This window comes from Myxococcus dinghuensis, from assembly GCF_024198235.1.
Classification (GTDB): domain Bacteria; phylum Myxococcota; class Myxococcia; order Myxococcales; family Myxococcaceae; genus Myxococcus; species Myxococcus dinghuensis.
This window is the reverse complement of the sequence record NZ_JAKCFB010000031.1, coordinates 66,220-82,561: the sequence shown is the minus strand read 5'-3', so window position 1 is coordinate 82,561 and position 16,342 is coordinate 66,220. Positions and strand designations below refer to the sequence as shown.

General features: G+C 71.5%; 19 protein-coding genes. 2 read left to right on the top strand and 17 right to left on the bottom strand.

Translation table 11 applies throughout. The features are described 5' to 3' along the window. Positions 1–4: 4 nt before the first annotated feature. From sctR to LZ198_RS30945, 7 genes are all read right to left on the bottom strand, one after another. On the bottom strand, positions 5–739 hold the full coding sequence (gene sctR / locus LZ198_RS30975; RefSeq protein ID WP_253975719.1) for a type III secretion system export apparatus subunit SctR: 735 nt from the start codon (positions 737–739) through the stop codon (positions 5–7). Beyond that, the gene (locus LZ198_RS30970) at positions 736–1,176 is read right to left on the bottom strand and encodes a hypothetical protein (protein WP_253975718.1); all 441 of its coding nucleotides are present in this window, start codon (positions 1,174–1,176) and stop codon (positions 736–738) included. The genes sctR and LZ198_RS30970 overlap by 4 nt, the downstream gene beginning before the upstream one ends. Further along, positions 1,173–2,315, bottom strand: a complete 1,143-nt coding sequence (gene sctQ, locus LZ198_RS30965) for a type III secretion system cytoplasmic ring protein SctQ (RefSeq protein WP_253975717.1) — start codon at positions 2,313–2,315, stop codon at positions 1,173–1,175. The genes LZ198_RS30970 and sctQ overlap by 4 nt, the downstream gene beginning before the upstream one ends. Positions 2,316–2,436: 121 nt before the next feature. Next, positions 2,437–2,922 carry a hypothetical protein gene (locus tag LZ198_RS30960; RefSeq protein ID WP_253975716.1) on the bottom strand — a complete coding sequence of 162 codons (486 nt, stop codon included), beginning with the start codon at positions 2,920–2,922 and terminating at the stop codon, positions 2,437–2,439. 14 nt (positions 2,923–2,936) lie between these two features. Further along, positions 2,937–3,740 (bottom strand): flagellar M-ring protein FliF, encoded by an 804-nt coding sequence (locus LZ198_RS30955; RefSeq protein WP_253975715.1) that lies wholly within the window; start codon positions 3,738–3,740, stop codon positions 2,937–2,939. Positions 3,741–3,754: 14 nt separating this feature from the next. Beyond that, positions 3,755–4,231, bottom strand: a complete 477-nt coding sequence (locus LZ198_RS30950; protein ID WP_253975714.1) for an ATP-dependent helicase HrpB — start codon at positions 4,229–4,231, stop codon at positions 3,755–3,757. Positions 4,232–4,246: 15 nt separating this feature from the next. Beyond that, the gene (locus LZ198_RS30945) at positions 4,247–4,714 is read right to left on the bottom strand and encodes a hypothetical protein (protein ID WP_253975713.1); all 468 of its coding nucleotides are present in this window, start codon (positions 4,712–4,714) and stop codon (positions 4,247–4,249) included. Between the two features lie 223 nt (positions 4,715–4,937). On the opposite strand from LZ198_RS30945, the gene LZ198_RS30940 reads away from it, so the two are divergent. Next, entirely contained in the window at positions 4,938–5,264 is a 327-nt protein-coding gene (locus tag LZ198_RS30940) for a PilZ domain-containing protein (RefSeq protein WP_253975712.1), read from the top strand. A gap of 12 nt (positions 5,265–5,276) precedes the next feature. Here LZ198_RS30940 and LZ198_RS30935 read toward each other — a convergent pair whose 3' ends face one another. After that, entirely contained in the window at positions 5,277–5,684 is a 408-nt protein-coding gene (locus LZ198_RS30935; protein ID WP_253975711.1) for a response regulator, read from the bottom strand. A gap of 261 nt (positions 5,685–5,945) precedes the next feature. Here LZ198_RS30935 and LZ198_RS30930 point away from each other — a divergent pair, with 261 nt between their 5' ends. Continuing rightward, positions 5,946–7,271, top strand: coding sequence for a tetratricopeptide repeat protein (locus LZ198_RS30930; protein ID WP_253975710.1), 1,326 nt, complete (start codon positions 5,946–5,948; stop codon positions 7,269–7,271). 1 nt (position 7,272) lies between these two features. Here LZ198_RS30930 and LZ198_RS30925 read toward each other — a convergent pair whose 3' ends face one another. The 9 genes from LZ198_RS30925 to LZ198_RS30885 all read right to left on the bottom strand — a co-directional run bounded on the left by LZ198_RS30925 (position 7,273) and on the right by LZ198_RS30885 (position 16,265). After that, on the bottom strand, positions 7,273–7,638 hold the full coding sequence (locus LZ198_RS30925; protein WP_253975709.1) for a hypothetical protein: 366 nt from the start codon (positions 7,636–7,638) through the stop codon (positions 7,273–7,275). Between the two features lie 85 nt (positions 7,639–7,723). Further along, entirely contained in the window at positions 7,724–8,434 is a 711-nt protein-coding gene (locus LZ198_RS30920; protein WP_253975708.1) for an SH3 domain-containing protein, read from the bottom strand. Beyond that, a complete protein-coding gene (locus LZ198_RS30915; RefSeq protein WP_253975707.1) occupies positions 8,431–10,302 on the bottom strand; it encodes a BatD family protein in 1,872 nt (623 codons plus the stop codon). Before LZ198_RS30915 ends, LZ198_RS30920 begins: the two co-directional genes overlap by 4 nt. After that, a complete protein-coding gene (locus LZ198_RS30910; protein WP_253975706.1) occupies positions 10,286–11,332 on the bottom strand; it encodes a tetratricopeptide repeat protein in 1,047 nt (348 codons plus the stop codon). Before LZ198_RS30910 ends, LZ198_RS30915 begins: the two co-directional genes overlap by 17 nt. Next, positions 11,329–12,387, bottom strand: coding sequence for a VWA domain-containing protein (locus tag LZ198_RS30905; protein ID WP_253975705.1), 1,059 nt, complete (start codon positions 12,385–12,387; stop codon positions 11,329–11,331). Before LZ198_RS30905 ends, LZ198_RS30910 begins: the two co-directional genes overlap by 4 nt. Then, positions 12,384–13,394, bottom strand: a complete 1,011-nt coding sequence (locus tag LZ198_RS30900; RefSeq protein ID WP_253975704.1) for a vWA domain-containing protein — start codon at positions 13,392–13,394, stop codon at positions 12,384–12,386. The genes LZ198_RS30905 and LZ198_RS30900 overlap by 4 nt, the downstream gene beginning before the upstream one ends. After that, complete coding sequence (locus tag LZ198_RS30895) at positions 13,369–14,379, bottom strand: BatD family protein (RefSeq protein ID WP_253975703.1); 1,011 nt, start codon at positions 14,377–14,379, stop codon at positions 13,369–13,371. Before LZ198_RS30895 ends, LZ198_RS30900 begins: the two co-directional genes overlap by 26 nt. Continuing rightward, entirely contained in the window at positions 14,376–15,257 is an 882-nt protein-coding gene (locus tag LZ198_RS30890) for a DUF58 domain-containing protein (RefSeq protein ID WP_253975702.1), read from the bottom strand. Before LZ198_RS30890 ends, LZ198_RS30895 begins: the two co-directional genes overlap by 4 nt. Before the next feature lie 18 nt (positions 15,258–15,275). Next, complete coding sequence (locus tag LZ198_RS30885; RefSeq protein ID WP_253975701.1) at positions 15,276–16,265, bottom strand: AAA family ATPase; 990 nt, start codon at positions 16,263–16,265, stop codon at positions 15,276–15,278. Positions 16,266–16,342: the final 77 nt, after the last annotated feature.

The following is a 16,342-nucleotide window of genomic DNA, read 5'->3' as shown; positions in this document are numbered from 1 at the left end:
GACGTCACCGGTAGCCCAGGATGAGGCCCCGCGCGAGCAGCGACCAGCCATCCACGGCCACGAAGAGCAATATCTTGAAGGGCAGGCTCACCTGGCTCGGGGACAGCGTCTGCATCCCCAACGCGAGCAGCACGTTCGCGATGACCATGTCGAGCACCAGGAACGGGAGGAAGACGAGGAAGCCAATCTGGAAGGCCTCCTTCAGCTCGGTGACGACGAAGGCGGGGATGACCACGAAGACGTCCGTCTCCTTCACCGCGGCCATCTCCTCGGGAGGACGCAGCTCGCGCGCCAGGTCCACGAAGCGGGCGCGCTCCTCCTCGCTCCCGTGCTTCACCAAGAACGCGCGCAGCGGCTCCGCGACCTCCGCCGCGGCCCCGAGCATCTGCGCGCCCGTCCCCTTCTCCAGGACGTCCTGGACACGCTGGGCTTCGTCGTACATCCGCTCCATCACCGGCGCCATGATGTGCCCCGTCAGCACCGCGGCCAGCCCCGTCAACACCAACGTCGGAGGCGCCTGCTGGGTCCCCATCGCCGAGCGCGCCAGCGACAGGACCACCGCGATCTTCGAGAAGCTCGTCAACATCAACACCGCGAACGGCAACAACGACATCACCGCGAGCATCCCCATCATCGACAAGGGGCTGCCCGCGTAGGACATCTTCGACAGGGGCCCTTCCGCCGCCCAGGCCCCCATCGGAACGAGCAGCCCGGCACACCCACCCCAGGCGCGCGTCATGACTGCCCTCGGCACGACACCTGGGGCATCCGCCACCGGGGCCGCAGGCGGCGTGCCCTGGCCATCACCTCCAGCCCACCCTCCTCCTCCCGCCCTTGCAGCGGATGAATCTCCGCGAACGCGTCGCCATAGGCCACCAGGAAGCCCCGGCCCTCCACCTCCACCAGCGCCACGCCACACCGTGGTGACAATCCTTCCCGGGAGATGACCCGCATCCGCTCGACCGCCGGGACATGCGTCCGCTCCACGCCTCTGCGGTGCCACCACCACCCCAGCGTCGCCAGCGCCACCAGCGCGAGCAACACACGCGCGCCCGCCACGCCGGACGCGCCTCCCAGTGGCCCCAGCAACGACAGTCCGACGACGAGCACCACCGCCCCGAACAACCGGGCGCGCGGAGAGGTCTGGACCTTCAGCCCCTGCATCCGCACGTTCATGGCAGCAGGGCCAGGATGCGGGCCCCCACCTCACCCTCGATCTCCACCAACTCGGCACGCGCCACCGCGCGCTCCCCCACGCGCAGCAGCACCGGCTGCACGGCATTCATGTGCAGCGGCAACAACGAGCCCGGCTTCAACGTGGCCAGCTCCGACAACGACACCATCACCCGCGTCAACTCCACCTCCACGTCCACGGGGAGTGGAGGCATCTCCGCGAGTCCTTCATCCGACGTCACCATGTCCGACTCCTGTGAAAGCGCGCGCGTCCGCGCGCGGGTCAGCGAGAAACCTCCTGATTGGAACTCCCCCTGGAGCTCGAACCCCCGGGCCACCAGTCGCCCTCGTCCGCGCAGCGCCGGGCCCTCCCGCCGCAGTCCCTCGAGGAGCACCACGTCCCCCTCCGCGAGCGACTCCGCCGACGTGCCCGTCAGGCCCGTGCGCCCCATGAGCACGCGCAGCGCCAACGTCGCGGTGAGCACCTCGGACGCCCCCTCCCGCCGCTCGGCGGGCAGCGCCTGGAAGACACTCTGGAGGACCTGGGCGGGCACCAGCAGGCGCCCTCCCGCGCTCACCTCCCCCACACCGAGCCGCAGCTCCACGGCCACCCAGGACGGCCGCCCCTCCAACCGCGCCAGGACGTCCTCCGCCTTCATGGTCACGCGGGTGAGGCGCGGCGCGAGCAGCGCGTGCAGCTCCGGAAGTGAGCGCAGGGCGGAGAGCCCCACGAGCATCAGGTAGCCCAGCGTCGCGTCCTCCAACCGGGAGAGCTCCGTCACCACCCCCGGCCTGGCCCCCGCGCCCGCGATCCGCTCCAGCCCCGCGATGGCCACCGCGGGGTCGAGTTCCAACACCGCCGTCCCCCCCACCGCCGACAGCTCGAACAACGCGAAGATCGCCGGCCGCGCGAGCCCTCCCACCGGAGACACCAGCGCATCCAGGAGCCGGGCCTCCGCCGTGACGGGAGTCCCCAGCTCACGACCCAACGCCTCGCACACCGACCGCAACGCCACGCGCCCCAACTGCCCCACGCGCGGCCGGTCCATGAGCACGAGGTGGGCCCGGCTCATCCGGCGCGCCCCCAACCGGCGCAGCGGTGCCACCTCGACGGTGATGGATGGCACGGTGTCATGATTCATCGAAGGCTCCCGCTCCAGCAGAACTGCGGCCACACGTCCCCCACGCACGGCGCCCGCAGTGGTGCGCCCGTGGGGCCCAAACCCTGTCCCTGTCCGTGACACCCGCTCCCCGCGCCCGCCGTCAGCGCGTGGCCTCCCGAATCAGCCGCTCCGCGAGCACCGCCAGCGCGGGCGGCGACAACGGGTCCGCGGCCTCCACCCGCCGCTCCGGAAACAAGGTCCGGTGGAAGGGAGGCAGGCGCCGGAACACCTCCTTGCGCAGGGGCTCCGGCACCTCGTCCATCAAGGTCTTCAACCTTGCGGCCGCGTCGGCCCGCTCCCCGAATTCAGCCGTGACCTTCGCCTGCCGCAGAGAGGAGGGCAGCGCCGCGAGCTGCCGCAGGTGCGCCTTCGCCCGCTCCGCGTCCCTCTCGCCCAACCCGTCCACCAGCGCCTCCGCCCGCTCCCGCCCCAACACCCACGCCACCAACGCATATCGCTCCACGGGAAGTGGCAACGGAGGGCGCCGGATGGGCGTCCTGTCCCGGTCCGCGACGGTCCCCACCGGCACCGCCGTCCGCGCCTTCTTCATCGGGCTCCGAACCCGCCCCACCCTCGTCGCATCCATGGCGCGGCCTCTCCTCACGCCACCTTGCGCGACGCGGGCGGCGACACCACCGGGCGCGCCGGCACGGGCGCCGCGGCGGGAGGCACCGCGGCCTGCTCGCGGTAATGCCGCATCCTCAACGTCACCCACACGAGCACGCCCGAGAGCCCCGTCACCACCACCGCCAGCCCTCCCAGCAGGACTCGCAGCCGCGTCAGCGCGGAAACACCCTCCGAGGGAGGCGCCTCCACCCGCACCTGGACCTCGTCCACCAGCAGCGACACGGCCTCCGGTGACAACCCCTCCACCCCGCCCGCCAGCAGCGCCTTCAACGTCTCCGCGGACTGCCGCACCCGCGCGGCGCTCCCCGGCATCACGCGCAACATGGCCGAGGCCTTGGACGGAATCGGCGCCACCCCTGGACGCGGCGGCGCCGGAACGACCAGGTGCACCCGCGCGAGGAGCACCCCCTCCACCGTCTGGAGCGTCTTCTCCAGGCCCCGCTCCAGCACCCGCACCCGGCAGAGACCTTCCTCCACGGGCGTGCGCACCAGACCACTCCCCCCGAAGACGTCACACCCCACCTCCGCGGCGGGCCTCGGCAGCCCCAGTTCGGAGAGGACTCGCACCGCATCCGATGCGTGCTCGTCCGGGACTTCGATGGCCCAGGTGGGCTTCTTGCCGGGCTCCGGCACCTTGCGCGCCTCGAGGCCCCGCTCGATGAGCACCGATTGCAGCTCGTTGGCCTGTCGCTCGTCGAGGCCGTGTTGGATGCGCTCGCGGCACCCCACCGCGCCCAGCCACAGCAGGAACAAGACGTGTCGTGGAGAGAAACGCATGAGAAGGCCTCCCCTCAGACCTGCGTCTGCAGGACCTGCTTGACGCCGCCCGTGGCCTTCTCGACGACCTTGCCGGCGAGGTCGAGCTCCTGGCTCGCCCGGTATACCTGCGCCTGGAAGGCGAGCAGCTCCGCGGGAGAGAACGAGCGCCCCGACTCCGCCAGCTCCAGGATGCCATCCAACCGCTTCTGGGCCTGCCCCACCCGGTCGAGCATCCGCGCCGCCTGTTGCTCCCGCGCCGACTGCACCGAATCCACCCGAGGCCCCTGACGTGCCTCCACGCACCCCGACGACGCGACCCCACCCACCGACTCCGCCCGCGAGACACCCGCGGGCGCCTCGGTGACCGCGCGCGCGGGAGTTGCCTCCGTCGCCACCGGAGCCGCCCGAGGCCGGGCCTCCTCCATCACCTTGCCGAACCGCTCACGCCCCGACTCCACCGAGGGCGCCATCCCCGCGCCACCCACGGCCCCAAGCTTGTCCATGCCCATGGCTCGCCAGCTCCCTCAGCGGATGTTGTTGATGGCGGCCTTCGCCGAGTCGTGGCGGACCTTCATGATGTTGGAGACCGCGTTGTGCTCGCGGCTCTCCCGCTGCATCTCGTTCTGCAATTGGAGGTAGGCCACGTTGAACTTCTGCCCCTCCGCGCTGAGCGCCTTCTGCGCCTCCAGCAGGTCCCACGCGTCGCCGTTGCCCGTCGTCGCGCCCAGGCCGCTGGACGCGGCCGCGGTGGACGCCGACGCGGCGGAGGACGTGGAGGTGATGGGCACCACCGTCGCGAGCGCCGTCTTCGCGCTGGAGACCGCCGCGCTGAGGATGGGGCCGGCCGGAACCATCCCGCCCACCATGCCCGCCCCGGAGCGCACCACCTCGTGGGCGGCATGCGCCAGCACCGTGCCGAAGTCGTTGCGCGGCGTCTGTCGCGGCACGGTGGGGGTGATGGTGAGCGACGGGATGCGGTTGTTCGGGTCCACGGGCGACCTCCAGCGGTGAGTTGCCCGGGCTTTTTCAGGGGCCGTGCCAGACAGAAAGCCCAGCAATCCCGCAGGGCTGACGCGGGGCCAGGGCGCCGTCGGGCTCCGAAAGGCGGGAGGAGCGTCCGCGCGCCGGGACACATGGCCGGCGGACGGAAACTTGCCTCGGAGCCGAGGAGCCTCAGAGTTGTCGCACCCTGTTGCTCGGAGAGGAGCGGAACCGGTGCAGACTCCCCATGGTGGCCCACAAATCGCCGAGCGGTTCCACCCTCGCGTCGCCGGCGCCTTCCCCGTGAAGGTCATCCTCCCGGGGCGCACGGTGATGGCCCAGGCCCGGGACCTGTCGATGGCGGGGCTGTTCCTCCACGCCCATCCCGGGGACGCCCAGACGAAGCTCACGTTGAGCCTGCCCCTGCCGGGAGAGCGGGAGATCGTCACCACCTGCGACATCCGTCGGCGGGAGGCGGACGGCGTCGCGCTGGAGTTCGGCACGCTGGACTGGGACGACTTCATCGCCCTGGCGCGCTTCCTCCACCCGCGCCTGCCCTGAGGGCACGCGGGCTCAGCTCGGGTCGGAGCGAGGCGGCGCCGCGCGCAGCCGCTCCACCAGCCCCATCAGCTCCGCGCCCCGGAAGGGCTTGTGGATGTAGCCATCCGCGCCCGCCAGCGTGGCGCTCTCCATGTCCGACTTCTTCGCCTTCGCGGTGAGCATGTAGAGCGGCACGGAGGCCGTGACGGGGTCGCTCTTCAGGATGCGACACGCGGAGATGCCGTCCAGCTGCGGGAGGACCACGTCCATCAGGATGAGGTGGAACGTCCGGCTGCGCGCCAGCTTCAGCCCCTCCAGCCCGTTGGCCGCGCACACCACCTCGACGGTGCCGTCGCTCAACATCGAGCGCACCAGTTCCCGGATGACCGGCTCATCCTCGACGAGCAGGATGTGGAAGGGTGCCTGGGACATGCCAACCATGTTTCTCCGGCGCGACTCTGGCTCTGGACGACCGAGGGACGACGATTCGCGGGCGCGCCACCCCCACTGCCGGTGCCACCTGCCGCGCGCGATATAGCCCCGCCAACACCACCCACACCAGCCTCCCGCGCCATTTGTGTGGAGGAACACTCAACACCCCTACGTAAGGCGGAGTGGGCGAGCATCCTGCCCCGTGGGCCTGGGCGCTATGATGCTCAGGAAATGGCCGCAAAACATGTTTGTCCCGAGTGTCATGGGGCGGTGGGTGAGGACGATTTCCAGTGCGCGCGCTGCGGGTTGCTCCTGGACCCGGAGCAGGCCAGCGGGGAGTACATCGTCAACGAGCCCTCCATCGTCCGGGCCCTGCTGTCGCCGCCGCAGCGCACGCGGACGATGGAGCTCCCGCGGCCGCCGCCGCAGACGCGCGCCACGCACGAGCTGGCCACGGCCCGGTTCACCGTGCCCATGGACGCGAACACGGTGCCGCACCTGCGCGCCGGGTTGGACATCGCGCTGCAGCCCCTGCACCCGTTCGAGGCCCACGTCGCGTCCTTCGTGGATGGGGTCCTCTCCGTGCCGGAGCTCGCGCGCGCGGCGAGGCTGCACGAAATCGAGGTGAAGGTCGTCCTCAAGACGCTCCTGGAGCGGCGCGTGGTGGAGTTGCATCGCCGCCCCGACGTCGCGCCTCCGCGCACCCGGACGGACGAGCTCCCGGTGATGGACGGCGCGGAGTTCCTCCTCGCCGAGCCCCCCGCCGGAGCCCAGGCACCCGCCATGGCCGAGGGCCTGACGCCCATGGCCCTGGGAGACGAGGACGAGCCAGCGCCGCCCCGGGCCGCGCCGCCGCGAGGTCCACCGCCTCCACCTCCCTCGGCGAGGCCCTCGCCTCCGCGCTACCCCCACCCCGCCTCGCTCACGGCCCCCTCGGGAACCCACGCACCGCGGATACCAGCCGCACCGCCGCCGCCCTCCGCCACCGCGGCGCCTCGGCCCGCGACACCGGTGCAGGGCGGTCCGGCCCCCATCCTGCCCAGGACGCACCAGCCCCCTGCCCCCCTCGCCTCCGGGCCGCGAGCCCCCGCGACAGCGCCAGTGACTCCGCGAGCAGCCGCTCCCGACGTGGAGTCCCGCGCGCGGCCCGCCGTCTCCCCCGAGTCCTCCGGCCCCGCGCCCCACAGCGGCGCGCCCGGCACGTCCCAGCCATTCCGCGCCGTCCTCCCACTCGACCCGCCCAGGACGTATGCGCCCGCGAGCACACCGGAGGACTTCCTCCAGCGCGCGGTGCGGCTGGAGCGCGCGGGAGAAGTGGAGCGCGCCATCGAGACGCTCACCCGCGCCATCGACCGCGCCCCCGAGGCCGCGGCGCTGCACAGCAAGCTGGCCCTCATCCTCGTCCACCAGCGCAAGGACTACGCGCGGGCCGCGCGGCTCCTGGAGCGCGCCGTGGAGCTGGAGCCCCAGAACACCGTCTTCCAGCAGAACCTGCTGAAGGTGGCGGCGCTCGTCGCGGCCGACGGTGGCGCGCGGAAGGAGCGCAAACCCGGCCTCCTCGAACGGCTCACCGGGAAGCGGAGCGGCGGCCCGTGACTCAGCCCCCGCCATCCAGCAGGCGCTCGGCCTCCTCCAGCGAGAAGGCCAGGTAGGCGTCGTAGCCCAGCTCCCGGCTGGTGCGCTCGAAGCGGAGCGCCGCGTCCACCGAACGCCCCACCACGCGCACCACGCGGCGGAAGCCTCGCGCCCTCGCCGCCTCCATGATGCGCCGCAACTGCACCAACGCCTCCGCGTGCAGCGCCGTCACGCCCTGCAGGTCCGACAGCAGGTCGAAGTCCGGACGCAGCCGGTCGATGACACCGACCGCCGCGTCCCCTACGCGCCGGGCCTCCTCGCCATCGACGTCACCCCAGATGCGAACCACCAACCGGTTCTTCTCGACGAGCGCCTCGACTTCGAACACAGAATCATGACCTCCAAGGAAAACCCGCCAATCCTCGGAGAAGTCTAGACGCCGCCTCCGGTCGACATCCAGGGCTCGCCGCGCGTCAGATTTCGGAGACGCCCTCGCGCTCGGTCCAGCCCTCCAGTCCGTTGGGCAGACGGATGCGCACGAAGCGACCAGTCTCCTCGAGCAGCCGCACCTTGAGGCCCGCGTGGACCTCGAAGATGGAGCGAGCCCCGGGCTGGGGCAGCTCGCGCGCGACGAGGGTGGGCGCGAGCACCACGGCCTCGTGCACCGTCTGCTCCACGTACGCATGCGCGGCGAGCAGCACGCCGGAAGGCAGCGCCACCAGCAAGAGCACCGCGGACAGCAGGCCCACCGCGGTGCGACGTCCGGGGCGAGACAGGCGCCACGCCAGGAGCAGCAGCAGCGCGCCCACCCAACTGGCCAGGAACGTCCACGCCACGAGCGAGCCGTCCGTGGCCGCCGTCACGCGCGGCAGGAACTCCTCGTCCGCCGCCGCGCCCACGACCTTGTCCACCTGCCGCGCGCGGGCCACCGCGAGGTTCGCCTCCAGGTCCGGCGCCCGGCCGCCCTGCTTCTTCGCCTGCTCCAGCGCCAGCACCGCGCGCCCCAGGTCGCCCTTCGCCAGTTGCGTCGTGCCCAGGTTGTAGAGGACGTCCGGGCCACCGTGGCCGCGCGACAACAGCTTCTCGTAGCCCTCCTGCGCCGCCGCGTAGTCCTCGCGCGCGTAGGCCTCGTTGGCCTTGAGGAAGACGTCCTGCGCCTCTTCCGGCGTGTAGTAGCCGCTCACGCCCAGCCCTCCATCGCCGCCGCGGCGGCGTCCATCACCTTCTGTCGGGCGGCCGCGTCACCGCCCCCGCCGTAACGGCCGAAGTCGCAGGCCTCCAGCACGTAGAGCACCTGCGCGCGCCGCTCCGGCGCCACGCTCGCCGCGGTCATCCGCTCGGCGATGACCTCGCGGGTGAGGCCACTCACCGGCCCGCCCAGGCGCGCCCCCAGGAAGCCGTGCAGCGCCTTCTCCACCTCGCCGTAGAAGGCCCCCACGTCACCGCCGGCCTGGAGCTTCTCCGCCTCCGCCAGCCGCTTGCGCGCGGCCTTCGCCTGCTGCTTGCCCTGGTCGCCCTGCGTGCGCGTCGCCAGCCGGCCTCGCAGGCCGCCGAAGAGCGCCACGCCGAACAGCAGCCCCAGCGGCGCCATCGCCACGGGGACGAAGAAGCCCCGCTTCCAGGGCGCCTCCGCCGGCGCGACGAAGCGCGCCTGGTAGCGCACCGGCCGCAGCCCACCGGTCGTCAGCACGTTCTTCTGCTCGTTGGCCGCGTCCGCGACATGCGTCGGCGACGTGGGCGTGGGCGTGGGGCCACCCGCGCCCTGCTCCACCGTCAGCGTCACGGGGTCCGTGCGCGCCACCTCGTAGCCGCCCTTGCGCACGTCGAAGAAGGGGAACTCCAGCGCGGGCAGCGTGAAGGTCCCCGTGCGCTGCGGCATCACCAGGTACTCCACCACGCGGCGGCCCTGGACGCGGTTGCGCTGGGGCGACACCTTGTCCGAGGTCGTGGGGTCGTAGATCTTCAACGCCGAGGGCCCGGTGAGCTTCGGCGGCGTGACGTTCTTCACGTTGCCCACGCCCTCCAGGATGACCTTCACGGTGACGGGCTGCCCCAGCTCCACCTGCGTCTGGGACACGTCCATCGACAGGCGCCACGAGCCGACGTTCGCGTTGGACATGCCCGGCGGCGCGCCGGGCGGCAGCGGGGCCACCTTCACCTTGAGCCCGTTCGAGACGCGGTGCACGCGGTGCCCCGCGAACAGGAAGCCCGTGGTGATGTCCGCCTCCGCCGGGGAGATGCTCAGCGTGCCGGCCTTCACCGGGAAGATGGCGCGGCGGCGCAGGAGGTAGGCGCGATAGGGGACACCGTCCACCACCTTCTGCTCACCGGAGAGCTGCGTGGGGCTCTCCACCTCCTCCGTCCAGAAGCCCTCCAGCTTCGGCATGGTGACGGCGTCCACGCTGTTCAGGTCCACCCGCGAGTAGATGTAGAGCGACAGCGTCACCTGCTCGCCCACCACCACGGAGTCTCGATCCAGGCTGGCGCGCAGGAACAGGTCGGAGTCGCCGCGAGGGATGGTGGGCTCGTCCTCCGACTCCTCCGTGAACGGGTCCGGCAGCCGCGAGGGGAAGTTGGCGAATGGGTCCGGCAGCCGCTGCTGCTGACGCCCACCCTGGGCCTGTCCGGCCGGTGGTCCCATCCGCCCCGTCTTCACGGAGAGCTGCACGGAGTCCGTGCGGTACGTCCGGCCCCCCGCGGTCATCTCCGCGGGCGGAATCGTCAGTCGACCGGCGCGGTTGGCGCGCATCACCAGCACGTACTTCGTGATGTCCTGGATGTTGGCGGGTCCGCCACCCGACCACGAGACGGAGCGCTGCGAGCTGCGCGAGCTGTTGAGGACCTCGAAGTCGTCCGACGACGGAGGCTTCACCTTCGCGTCCGGAGGCGCATCCACCGTCACGATGGTGAGCAGGAAGGTGTCCTCGCTGCCCACCTCCTCGCGGTTCACCGTCTGGTAGAACTCGAGGCCCGCCGCCCACGCCGGCGCCGAGGCCAGCAGGGCCAGCCCGACGAGCACCGCCACGCGGCCGCTGCTACCAGTCCTTCTCATTGGGCTTCCTCTGCTTCTTCTTCTGCTGGAAACGCCAGAGCTGGAGATTCTTCTCGTTCTGCTTCATCGCATCCAGCAGCCGCTCCGCGTCCTGCTTGTCCAGCTCCGATGGGCTCACCCCGGCGTCCGCTCCGGAGGACTCGTCTTCACTCTCGCCCCCGCTGCCGCCGTCGGACCCCGCGTCCTGCGGGTCGCTCTCACCGTCGCCGTCACCCTCGCCCCCGTCCGCGCCGGCGTCACTGCCACCGTCGCCCTTCTGGTCGGGGTTCTGCTGACCGGCGTCCCCGGCGTCCGCGCCGCCGTCACCTCCGGCGTCCGCGCCACCGTCCGCGCCGCCGTCACCATTGCCCGCGTCCGCGCCCGCATCGGCCCCGGCATCCGAGCCCGCGTCACCGCCCGCGTCGGCCCCGCCGTCCTCGCCACCGTCCGCGCCGCCGTCGGTGCCCGCGTCCTGCGGCGTCCCGCCGTCCTTCTTCACGCCGCCGTCCTCACCGCCGTCCGGGCGGCCCCCATCCTGGCCCCCGTCGCCGCCGCCATCCGTCCCACCGTCCTGGCCCTTGTCCTGAGGCGGCGGCAGGTTGCGCAGCACCACCTCGTAGTTGTGGCGGGCCTGCACATCCTGCGGATCCAGCGTCAGCGCGCGCCGGTACGCCTTGAGCGCCTCGAGCCGATCTCCCGTCGTCGCGGCCAGGTTGCCCAGGTTGTACCAGGCCTTCTGGCGGAGGTCGGGACGGTTGGACTCCGTCACGCCCCGGAAGACCTCCTGCGCGTCCTTCACGCGCCCGAGCTTCGCCAGCGCGTCCGCGCGGTTGAAGTCCACCGTCGGGTCGTTGGGCCGCTCCTTCTTCGCGGCCTCGAAGGCCTGCAGCGCGTCCTCGTAGCGCCCGGCCAGGTACGCCTCGCGGCCCTGCTGGACCAGCGGGTGGTCGCGCTCCAGCGGCCCCGCGGCCAGCGACACCTGCGGCAGCACGAGGCACGTCACCAGGCCCCAGGCGCCCAGCCGGCGCCGCGATGTCCGTCGCACGCTCATGACGCCCTCCGGCGCGAGGACGGCAACAGCAGCATGCCGAGCACCAGCATCGCGAGCCCCGGGATGGCGTAGGCCTGGAAGCGCTCGTCGTAGCGGACCGTCACGCGGCTCTCCAGCTCGCTCTTCTGCATCTGGTCGATGCGCTCCACCACCTGGCTCATCGCCACGCCGCGCGGCTGGAAGTAGAAGGCGCCACCAGTGGCCTCGGAGATGGCCGTCAGCCCCGCACGGTCCAACCGGGTGATGACCGTGTTCCCGTCCGAGTCCTTCTTGTAGTCCACGAACTCGCCGCGCCGGTCGTAGACGGGGATGGGCTCGCCCGAATCGGAGCCCACGCCCACCGTCAGCACCTGCACGCCCGCCTCCTTCAGCGCGTCGCTGGCCTCGCCCACCTCACCGAAGAGGTCCTCGCCGTCCGACAGCAGCACCACCACGCGCTCCTTGGAGCCCCGGTCCGCGTTGTCCAGCACCTGCTTGGACAGCTTCAGCGCCGCGCCCACGTTGGTGCCACCCTGCGGCATCACGTCCGGATCCACCGCGCGCAGGAACAGCTTCACCGCCGAGTAGTCCGACGTCAGCGGCGACTGGATGAACGCGTCGCCCGCGAAGACGACGAGCCCCACGCGGTCCCCCTTCAACTCGTCCAGCAGCGTGGTCAGCTCCAGCTTCGCGCGCTCCAGGCGGCTGGGCTGCACGTCGCGCGCGAGCATCGACTTCGACGCGTCCAGCGCCACCACCACGTCGATGCCGCGCCGCTTGGTCAGCTCGCTCTTGGTGCCACACTGCGGCTGCGCCAGCGCGAAGCCGAACAGCGCCAGCCCCAGGCCATACAGGCTCCCCTGCGTCGCGGGCCGCCAGACGGACACGCCCGGCGTGAAGCGCTCGGCGTGCCGTTCGTGGAGCACCGCCCGCGCGCGCGAGCGGCGGCGCAGCGACGACACGAGCGCGAGCATGCCCACCAGCAGGCCCGCGAGCACCAGCCCCAGGAAGAGCGGCTGGGCGAGCCCCGCCTGATAGCCGAGCACGGTGAAGCGCCAGGGTTCCAGCGGCGTCACGGGAAGACCCTCAGGAAGGTGGAGCGCAGGAACAGCTCCAGCGCGGCCAGGCAGAAGGCGGCCAGCAGGAAGGGATGGAACTCCTCGCGGTACGTGGCCGCCGCGCCGCCCTCCATCAGCTTCGAGCGCTCCAGGGAGTCGAGCACCTTCTGCAACCCGCGCCGCAGGCCCTCCGGGTCCGTGGCGCGGTAGTACTCCCCCCCCGTCCTGTCCGAGATGTCCTGCATCAGCTCCGGGTTGATGGGGATCTCCGTCTCGCGCCAGACCACGTTGCCGAACAGGTCCGTCCCCTGCGGGAAGGGCACCTTGCCGCCCTTGCCCACGAGGATGGTGTAGATGGGCACGTGGAGCGCCTGCGCCATGTTGGCGGCGTCCAGCGGCGACAGCTTGCCCGCGTTGTTGTCGCCGTCGGTGATGAGCACCACCACGCGGCTCTTCGCCTCCGAGTCGCGCAGGCGGTTGAGCGAGGTGGCCAGCGCATCGCCGATGGCCGTGCCGTCCTCCAGCACGCGGGTGCGCAGTTGCTTGAGGACCTCCTTCAGCACGCCGTAGTCCAGCGTGAGCGGGGCCTGGGTGTACGCCGCGCCCGCGAAGACGACCAGGCCGATGCGGTCGTTCACCCGGTTGGCGATGAACTCGCTGAGCACCTCCTTCGCCACGTGCAGGCGGTTCTGCGGCCGGAAGTCGCCCGCCTCCATGGAGGTGGACAGGTCCAGCGCCACCACGATGTCGATGCCCTCCACCGACAGGTCCCTCACGCGCGAGTCGCGCACCTGGGGCCGGGCGATGGCGAGCACCGCCGCCGCGACCGCCGCCGCGCGCAGCAGCGGCAGCAGCGGCAGCAGGTACGTGCGCAGGCCCTTGCCGCTCCTGGCGAACACGTGGGCCGCGGAGAAGCGCAGCGCGGCGCGGGCGCGCCGCTCCCGCCACGCCTGGATGAGCATCAGCGGGACGAGCAACAGCCCCCAGAGCGCCTCGGGGTTATTGAACGCGGGAAGCGGCGGCATTTGCGGGGGCCTCGGCCTGCGGCGGCGCGGGCGGGACGTAGGTCTTGTCGACGAGCTCGTAGCCGAACAGCAGCGCGTCGCGGCAGCTCTCCGGCGACGCGTCCGCGCGGGCGTACTTCACCATGTCGGACTCGGAGACGAAGCGCATCAGCTTGTCCTCGGGGAGCCCCGGGGGCGACAGCCGGCGCAGCGAGGACATCAGCTCCGAGCTGGTGCACTCCAGCGCCTCGAAGCCATAGCGCTCGCCCAGGTAGCCTCGGATGATTTCGGACAGCCGGAAGTAGTGCTCCTTCACCTGGCCGCGCGCGGGCAGGTTGTCCGACTTGAGCGCGTCCAGCGACTTGCGCGTGCGCACGTCCAGCGGCTGGAGCGGCACCACCACCACGCGCTTGGGGCGGTTCTTCCACCAGCGCGCGAACATCCACGCCAGGGCCCCCGCGGCCAGCACGCCCAGCACCGTCAGCAGCAGGCGCCACGAACGGATGGGCACCTCCTGCGGCGGCTGGATGTCGAACAGCTCCGCGCCCTGCCCCTGCGCGTCCTCCGGGAGCGTGGAGGCCACGTCCACCTCGCGGCCGGGCAGCGAGTAGTGGCGCGGCCCCTCCGGCGTGGCCACGTCGAACTCCAGCGGCGGCACCTTCACCGAGCCCAGCGCGAACGCGGACATCCGGATGGCGAAGCTCGTGGTCGCCGAGTCCGGCCCGTCCTGGCGCTGGCGCGTCTGGTCCAGCAGCTCGAAGTCCCCCGTGTCCTTGGGCACCGCCAGCTCGTAGCGCTGGTCCTTCGGGTGGGTGATGACGACGTGGTAGGTGAACGGGTCGCCGATGCGAACCTGCAACGGGTCCACGCGCACCGACACGTCCAGGGGCGTGGCCTCCTCGTGCGCGGGCGCGCCGGGGGGAGCGGGCGGGGCCTTGGACTGGGCCTGCGTGGGGAGGGCCCCCAGGCACAGCAGCACCGCGAAGAGGGGCATCCACCGGCTCATGCCGCCATCCTCCGGGCCCGCGCGCGGAAGAACTGCGCGAGCGCCTTGCCGTGGTCGTCTCCGGCGCGCAGCTCCACGTGGTCCAGCTCCAGCTTCTTGAAGAGCTTGCGGCGCTCGTCGCGCGCGGCCTGCATCGCGCGGGCGTAGCGGCCCCGGACGCCCGGGTCGCTCGTGTCCACCACGAAGCGCTCGCCCGACTCCGGGTCCTCCATCTCCACCAACCCCAGGCGCGGGAAGGCCTCCTCCATGGGGTCCTCCACCACCACCGGCACCAGGTCGTGCTTGCGCCCCACCAGCCGCAGCGGCTTCTCGTAGTCGCGCGCCTGGAAGTCGGAGACGAGGAAGGTGACGGCTTTGCGCTTCACCACCTGCGTCAGGTACGTCAGCCCCGTGGCGAGGCTGGTGCCCCTGCCCACCGGCTGGAACGTCAGGATGTCGCTCACCAGCCGCAGCACGTGCGTGCGGCCCTTGCGCGGCGGCACCACCTTCTCCACCCGGTCCGAGAAGAGGATGAGCCCCACCCGGTCGTTGTTGGCGATGGCGCTGAAGGCGATCTGCGCGGCGACCTCGGCGGCGATTTCGGCCTTGGTGCGCTCGCGCGAGCCGAACTCCTTGGAGGCCGACACGTCCACCAGGAGCATCACCGTCAGCTCGCGCTCCTCGGTGAAGACCTTGACGTAGGCCTCGTTCATGCGCGCGGTGACGTTCCAGTCGATGATGCGGATCTCGTCGCCGGCCTGGTATTGCCGCACCTCGGAGAAGGCCATGCCCCGGCCCTTGAAGACCGAGTGGTACTGACCCGCGAGCATGTCGGAGACCACCTTGCGGGTGCGGATCTCCAGCTTGCGGATGCGGCGGATGAGGTCCTTGGGCAGCACGGGGCGCTCGGCGGGAGGTCAGGGGACTTCGACGCGGTCGAACACGCGCTGGATGATCTTCTCCGGGGTGAGGTCCTCGGCCTCCGCCTCGTACGTCATGGCGATGCGGTGGCGGAGCACGTCGAAGGCGGTGGCCTTGACGTCCTCGGGCGTGACGAAGCCCCGGTGGCGCAGGAACGCGTGCGCGCGCGCGGCCTGGGCCAGGGCGATGGTGGCGCGCGGCGAGGCGCCGAACTGGATGTAGTCCGCCAGGTCCTTGAGGCCGTACTTGGAGGGCTCGCGCGTGGCGAACACCACGTTGAGGATGTAGTCCTTCACCTTCTCGTCCATGTAGATGTGGTGGACGAGCTCGCGCGCGCGGACCAGGTGCTCCACGGCGATGACCCGCTGCGCCCGGGGCGAGGTGCCACCGGACATGCGGTCCATGATGACCTTCTCCTCGTCGCGCGTGGGGTAGCCGACCTTCACCTTGAGCATGAAGCGGTCGACCTGCGCCTCGGGCAGCGGGTACGTGCCTTCCTGCTCCACGGGGTTCTGCGTGGCGAGCACGAGGAAGGGCGAGGGCAGCGCGAAGGTCTGGTCACCGATGGTGACCTGGCGCTCGGCCATGGCCTCCAGCAGCGCGGACTGCACCTTCGCGGGGGCGCGGTTGATTTCGTCCGCGAGGACGATGTTGGCGAAGATGGGGCCCTTGCGGACGGTGAAGTTCGCCGCCTGCTGGTTGTAGATCATCGTGCCCACCACGTCCGCCGGGAGCAGGTCCGGCGTGAACTGGATGCGCATGAAGGTGGCGCTGAGCGCGTCCGCCACGGTGCGCACGGTGAGCGTCTTGGCGAGGCCGGGCACGCCCTCGAGGAGCACGTGGCCGTTGCACAGCAGGCCGATGAGGATGCGCTCCAGCATGTAGCGCTGCCCCACGATGACCTTGCCGGTTTCCTGGTTGAGGACCTCGACGAAGCTGCTTTCCTGCTGCACGCGTTCGTTGAGCGCGCGGATGTCGGTGTTCATGTCGCCTCGTGAAGGACTGGCGGCGGGCAGCCTAGGGTTGACCGGGTGTCCGGCTCAACACCGCAGAAGCCCGGGCA